Consider the following 6,505-nt stretch of genomic DNA (forward strand, 5'->3'; position numbering starts at 1 on the left):
CCGGGGGTGCAGGGGGACCGCGCCCCCCTACCGCCGGCGCACGACGGCGCCGCTTTTGCCCCCGGGGGGGGGGGGGGCCAGCGCGACCACCAGTGAGGCGAGTGACGCCTCGGTGGCGCGCTGGCCGATCCCCCCATGCGAGCTCGCCCACAGGGCAAGGCCGCCCGTGATCAGGCCGGCGACGCAGAACCACACGACTCGCGCCCTGCTCGCCGGGCGGAGGTGACCTGAGAGCCGAGCAGGCCGAACCTCGGCCGGCCCGCGACGAGGCTCGCACAGGGCCCGTAGGCCGGTCGGCGCCGGCCCCACGAATGCCGGGTGGTGAGCTGCGGTTCCATCCATGGCCGCCTCCGTGTCGTGCCACGGGCTGTAATGCCCGCGTCCACGATGATCCGCCGGGCGGGAAGGTCCGGTCTGTCAACCGCTATACACAGCGCAGCACCAGATCGCTCACCTGGCGCGCTGGGCCAGTCCTGCGGGGTCGAGGACGGCGAACCACCCCCGTCCGAGCCAGACGAGCTGGTCCTCTGCGAGCGTGTGCAGGACCCGGTTGACTGTCACCCGAGTCGTGCCGGCCATGGACGCGATCTCCGACTGCGTCACCGGCACCTGGCCACCATCGAAGAGCGCGCCCAGCTCAAGCATCCGCCGCAGGACCCGCGTCGGTGCCGGGAGGTAGGACATCTCCGCAAGCTGCCGGGAGAGCCGGCGCACCTGCCCGGCGAGAGCGACGACCAGCATCCGGTCGACGGCCGGCTCCCGGGCGCGCAGCCGCTCGAACTCGCCTCGGTGCAGCGTGCGGGTCTCGACCTGGTCGATGGCCACGACGGTCGCCGTCCGCCGTGCGGTCGTGTCGACGAGGGCCTGCTCCCCGAATGCCGAACCCGGGCCCATCACGGTCAGCGCCATGACCTCACCATCGGGCGTGGCCAACTGGACCCTGACCCGGCCGGCAGCCAGCAGGTGCAACGTGTTCCCGAGGTCGCCCTCGTTGAACAGGACCTCCCCCGCCCGGTAGCGGTGAGCGGTGGTCAGCGAAAGCACCTCGCGCTGCTTTGCCGGGTCGAGCGGCGCCAAGAGGTCGAAGTCCACGAAGCCCTCCCGTCAGTCCGCCGGCTCGGTTCCCTGACCGCATCCTTACCAGTGTCCCGCGTAGTGCCCCTGGACGCGCCGACCACCTCAGCGCCCAGACTGCGTCGCCTGACGCCACAGTCGAGCGCGCACGAAGTCCCGCCTCACGGAGCCGTTCGCGGGCCCGACGACGGGCACCACCAACCAACGGGTCGTATGCCGCTGAGCCGGCTCAGCGGCATACCGCTCGGTCTGTGCCGCCACCCTCGCGGCGTCCTCGGCCGCCTGGTATTCACCAGCACGGTTGTCCACAGGTGGCAACTGTCCAGCTGTGGCGACCTCGGGCCACGTGACATCGTCTCTCAGGCAAGCGAATCGGACGACGAGGTACGGAATGGAGCACCGCCCGCAGCTCAGCTTGTCTAGGTTGCTTTACTTGATCTGTACAGAGCGGATCGACTTGAGACGAAGCGCACCGACCTCATGAAGCGGCTAGCGAGAATCGCCAAGCGTGACGGCCTCGAACTTGTCGTGGTGGAGGGCGGATCACACACCAAGGGTGAGGATCGGGGACCGCATCCAGACCGTGCCCCGTCACAACGAGATCAACGAGATAACTGCCCGCGCGATCATCCGGCAGATGGAGGGCTGACATGAAGGTCATCGCAACCGCTGTCCGCTCCGGCGAATGGTGGGCCGTCGAGATAGTCAGCGAACGTGGCACGTTGCACACCCAGACCCGCCGCCTCGCCCAGGTCGGAGGCGTCGCAGGCCGCTGAGGTCGCGGCCAAGAACGCGAGCCGCCTGAGCCGCGAGGCGGTGGCACTCCTTCGTGCAGATGGGCTGACGGTCCGGGACGTCGGCACCCTCCTCGGGGTGAGTCCGCAGCGCGTCTCACAGCTCGCCGACAGCTAGTGGTTCGTCCCCGCCCGTATACCGCTCAGCCGGCTCCCGCAGCCACGCACCCCTCAGGGCGCGATCCGCTCCGCGAGCCAGGCCAGCGCGAGCGGGTAGCGGTAGTCGATCCCGCCGTGGCCCGCGTCGAAGGTCTCGAAGTGGACCCGGTCCTCGGGCAGGCCGGCCCGCAGGATCTCGCGGTGGAAGGCCTGCGCCCCGACGTCGAGGAACCACTCGTCGCGGGTGCCGGCGTCGATCCACACCGCCCGCCACGAGGTGACCGCCTCGGATCGGCTCTCGACCATCCGCACCGGGTCCCAGTCGAGCCAGCGCTGCCACACCTGCGGGACCAGCCGCCCGGTGACCGGGTCGAACGGCAGCCGCGGCGTCCCGTCGGTATCGGCCGAGAAACACGCCGTGACCCCCAGCAGCATGAGCAGCGCCTGGTCGGCCTCCTTGGTGAACGAGGCGCGGCCGCGGAAGTCGTCCCACCACCGCTGGATCTCGCCGTCGTAGTCGCGCAGGTAGCGCACCGCCTTGGCGAACTCCGGTATGTAGCAGTACTCGTAGAGCGAGTCGCCCGCGTGCGTCGCGAGCGCCCCGAACAGGTCGGGGCGCAGCATCGGGGTGATCATCGCCCCGAAGCCGCCGCTCGACTTGCCCATGATCGCGCGGTGCTCCCGGTCGGCGAGCGTCCGGTAGCGGGCGTCGACGAACGGCACGACCTCGTCGCAGAGGTACGTGTGGTAGTTCCCGGTCCCCGGCGAGTCGACGAACTGGCTGCCGCCGTAGGCCGTCCACGCGTCGAGGTAGACCACGATCGCCGGTGGCGCCTCCCCGCCCGCGAACACCGCGTCGGCCGTCTCCGGGAACGGCTGCCGGAAGGGCTGCCGGTTGCGCCACATCGCCAGGTGCCCGGTGTAGCCCTGGATGACGTACACCGTCGGGTAGCGCCGCCCCGGCTCGTCGTCGTACCCGGGCGGCACATAGACCCAGAGCGGTCGCTCGTGCGGGTCACCGAGCGGGTTGCCCCGCAGCGCCTCGCTGTCGATGACGTGCTCGTCGAGTCGTCCGGCCAGGTCCGTGCTCCAGGGCAGCATCCCTCACCGTAGCCCGCGTGCTCGTTGCGCCCGTCGCAGCGGGTATGCCGCTGAGCTCGCTCCGCGGGGCCGCCCGGCTCGCAGGTCAGCCCAGCCGCTCCGGGCGCCAACCGGTCACGCATCGGTGGGGAGCTGCTCCCGCGCGCGCTCGGCCGGGGCGGTGTCGTCGACGCTCTCGCGCAACGGGACCTCGGTGACGAACCACGCCACGAGCAGCCCGACGACAGCGAAGGCGGTACCGACCCAGAAGACGCCCTGGATGCCATGCGTCACGGCCACGTGCAGCGCGTCCTGGACCGGCGCGGGCAGCCGGTGCAGGACCGACGGGGGGATCTGCGTCCCGCCGGAGGCGAGGCGACTGCCCTGCGCGCCCAGTGACGTCGTGAGGCTCTCGGTGAGGCGGGACGCGTAGAGCGAACCCATGATCGCGGTTCCGATCGACATGCCCATGGTCTGCAGGAACTTGTTGACCCCCATCGCCGTGCCCATGACGCGCAGCCCGACGCTGTTCTGGGCGATCAGCTGCGACGGCTGGACCAGGGCGCCGATGCCGATCCCGAGGACGGCCATCATCAGGCCGGTCGCGAGCGTTCCGCTGTCGACCCGGACCTGGGTGAGCAGGACCATCCCCACGACGAGCATGACACTGCCGACGATGACGAAGACCCGGGAGCGACCGGTCCGGCTCATGAGCAGGCCCGTGCAGATCGAGGTGACCATGAGGGTCAGCATCAATGGCAGCAGCAGGAGGCCGCTGTTGGTCGCCGACAGCCCCTGCACGAGCTGTTGGAACTGCGGCAGGTAGGCAGATGCGCCCATCATGGCCATGCCGGTGAGGAAGGCGAGTGCTCCGGCGAGGCTGAAGTTGCGGCTGCCGAAGATGCCGAGCGGCAGGATCGGATCGCTGGCCCGGCGCTCCTGCACCACGAACGCCACGAAGCCGACCAGCGCGACGACGCCCAGCGAGACCACCGGCCAGGAGGCCCAGGCGTACTGGGTGCCGGCCCAGCTTGCGAACAGGACCGCGGCTGACGCCCACACCGTGAGCAGGCCGGCACCGGCCCAGTCGATCTGGACGCGGGACGGGTCCCGGTGGCCGGCGGGCAGGTGGAGCGTCGCGGTCACCACGGCCATGGCGGCCAGGCCGATCGGCAGGTTGAGGTAGAAGATCCAGTGCCAGGACGCGTTGTCGGTGACCCAGCCACCGACGAGGGGCCCGCCGATCATCGCGATGGGCATCACGGCGCCGATGACGCCGGTGTAGCGTCCGCGTTCGCGCGGCGAGACGAGCTCGCCGACCACCGCGAGCACGCCGACCATGAGGCCACCCGCGCCGACGCCCTGCAACGCCCGGAAGCCGATCAGCTCGACCATCGACTGGGACAGGCCGGTCAGGGCCGAGCCGGCGAGGAAGACGCCGATGGAGGCGAGCAGGGCGGGCTTGCGACCCAGCAGGTCACCGACCTTGCCCCAGAGCAGTGCGGTGACCGCCGCCGCGAGCGTGTAGCCCGTCACGACCCACGACAGGTGCTCGAGGCCGCCCAGGTCTCCGACGATGGTGGGCAGCGCCGGCCCGACGATGGTGTTGTCGAGCATGGCGAGGAGGATGCACAGCAGCGGACCGCTCATGACGGTCCAGATCTCGCGGCTGCTGCGAGGTGGTGGCGTGTCGACCCGGGTCGTTCCGGGTCGGGTGGTGTCGGTGCTCATGTCTGTTCCCCTTGAGAGAGTGTTTGCCTGCTCGCTTGCTTGCCGACCGGCTAGTTGCCTACTTGTCGAACGGTAAGCGTTCGCCTAGCCGGTCGTCAAGTAGGATCACAGTGCGATCACAGGAAGCGGTTTCGGAAGGAGACGGCCGATGACAGCAGGTGAGTCAGCACCCGCGACGGCGCCGGGCGGCCATCGCGCCGGGCGGCCGCAGGGCACCCGGGAGCAGATCCTCGAGGTCGCGTTGCGCCGGTTCACCGAGCAGGGCTACAACGGCACCTCACTGCGTGAGATCGCCGAGGAGCTGGGCGTGACCAAGGCAGCGCTCTACTACCACTTCCGCACCAAGGAGCAGATCCTGCAGAGCCTGCTGTCCACGCTCCAGGAGCAGCTGCGGGCGCTCGCGGACTGGGCAGACCGGCAGGAGCCCGGCGAGGCGACCCGCGAGGAGCTGCTGGGCCGGACCGTCGACCTCGCGCTCGGCCCGGCCAGCCGGGTCATGGCGATGGCCCAGCAGAACCAGAATGTGTTGCGCGAGCTGGCCCCGGAGCACGAGCAGGACGGGCCGCCGATCGAGCTGTTCCAGCGCATCATCGCGCCGCTGCTTCCTCCGGGGGCCGGCTACGAGGAAGCGGTCCGGGCCCGGACCGCGGTGTTCAGCATTGTCGCTGGAACGCTGCTCAGCCGCGATCTGCAGGGCGACGTGGACCCGGACGAGCGACGCGCCGTCGCGCTGCGGATCGCACACGACGTGCTGCGGTCGCCAGCGGCCCGGGGGCGGCGCCGAGCCGCGGACTGAGCAGAGCGGCATACCCCCAATGCTCCCGGCGGTGATGGTGCCGGGTTCGCCGCGGACGTGATCCGTGGCGAAGTGGAAGCCCGTCGTTCCGTAGGTTGGTGAGTGAGGGTTGACCTGCCCGACACCCGCCGGGTCGCTCGCCCACAGCCAGTTGGGGACCCGCCCACCTACCGGCCGGCAGGGGTGGATCCTTCCGGAACCGGGCGGTAGCCCAGCAGCCGGGTGCGGCTCGTGCACGAACCAATTCCGGCACGCGGACCGGTAGGACGTCGATCCGTCGGTGACGACCCTCGAGCCGGGCTCGACTGTCCCGACGAGGAACTCGTGTAGGAGCTTCGTCCCAGCGGCGGGGCACCCGGTTCCCGTCAGGGTCCCGCCCACGACAGCGACAAGTCGGACGCGGCGGCCGCCAGGCGCTTGTCCCGCGTCCAGATCCTCGCATCTGGGGTGAGACGGGCAGACGCTAGCAGGTGTGCGTCAACAAGGCTGAGGCCACGTCCGGGCAGGTCCTGCGACTCGACGAGGGTCAGGCACTCCTCGTGGGTCGCGGTGACGACGTGCGGCAAGGCACTCAGAAGCCCGATCACCTCTCGTCGCCGGCGCATGCTCCCGAGAGCAAGCTCGCCGATCACCATCGGATGCGTGGCCACCAGCGCGTCGTCGAGGAAGCGGACCAGGCCTGGCTCGGCCCGGTGCAGGTGATCGATCCAGACCGAGGTGTCGACGAGGATCACGATGCCCGCGAGGATCGCGGGTTCGCATGCCCGCCAGCCGGAGGCCCGCCAGCATGACGCGACCGGGGAGCGGCCTGCGCGTCCGGATCGATCCCACCCAGCCGAGCCAGCCGGTGCGCACTCTCTCGGGCTACGAGGGCCTCGAGCGCCTGCCGGATCAGAGCGGACCGCTCGACCGTCCCGGTCAGCTCTTGCGC

Annotated in this window: 6 protein-coding genes; 2 read left to right on the forward strand and 4 right to left on the reverse strand. The window is 70.5% G+C overall.

Translation table 11 applies throughout. The annotated features are described in order from the left end of the window. Window positions 1-450: 450 nt before the first annotated feature. Window positions 451-1,092, reverse strand: coding sequence for a Crp/Fnr family transcriptional regulator (locus L0H79_RS19550; protein ID WP_301486315.1), 642 nt, complete (start codon window positions 1,090-1,092; stop codon window positions 451-453). Window positions 1,093-1,724: 632 nt separating this feature from the next. Between L0H79_RS19550 and L0H79_RS19555 the strand changes: the two genes are divergently transcribed. Further along, window positions 1,725-1,850, forward strand: a complete 126-nt coding sequence (locus L0H79_RS19555) for a hypothetical protein (RefSeq protein WP_301486316.1) — start codon at window positions 1,725-1,727, stop codon at window positions 1,848-1,850. Window positions 1,851-2,039: 189 nt separating this feature from the next. Here L0H79_RS19555 and L0H79_RS19560 read toward each other — a convergent pair whose 3' ends face one another. Together L0H79_RS19560 and L0H79_RS19565 are read right to left on the reverse strand one after the other, a co-directional pair. Continuing rightward, window positions 2,040-3,068 carry an esterase family protein gene (locus L0H79_RS19560; protein ID WP_301486317.1) on the reverse strand — a complete coding sequence of 343 codons (1,029 nt, stop codon included), beginning with the start codon at window positions 3,066-3,068 and terminating at the stop codon, window positions 2,040-2,042. A 114-nt stretch (window positions 3,069-3,182) separates the two neighbouring features. Beyond that, window positions 3,183-4,778: an MDR family MFS transporter gene (locus tag L0H79_RS19565; protein ID WP_301486318.1), complete on the reverse strand. Its 1,596-nt coding sequence runs from the start codon at window positions 4,776-4,778 to the stop codon at window positions 3,183-3,185. Between the two features lie 148 nt (window positions 4,779-4,926). Between L0H79_RS19565 and L0H79_RS19570 the strand changes: the two genes are divergently transcribed. Then, window positions 4,927-5,574 (forward strand): TetR/AcrR family transcriptional regulator, encoded by a 648-nt coding sequence (locus L0H79_RS19570; RefSeq protein WP_301486319.1) that lies wholly within the window; start codon window positions 4,927-4,929, stop codon window positions 5,572-5,574. 365 nt (window positions 5,575-5,939) lie between these two features. Here the strand turns inward: L0H79_RS19570 and L0H79_RS19575 are convergent, their stop codons facing one another. Next, the gene (locus tag L0H79_RS19575) at window positions 5,940-6,308 is read right to left on the reverse strand and encodes a type II toxin-antitoxin system VapC family toxin (protein WP_301486320.1); all 369 of its coding nucleotides are present in this window, start codon (window positions 6,306-6,308) and stop codon (window positions 5,940-5,942) included. Window positions 6,309-6,505: the final 197 nt, after the last annotated feature.

This window comes from Intrasporangium sp. (genome assembly GCF_030452765.1).
In the GTDB taxonomy this organism is placed as follows: domain Bacteria; phylum Actinomycetota; class Actinomycetes; order Actinomycetales; family Dermatophilaceae; genus Intrasporangium_A.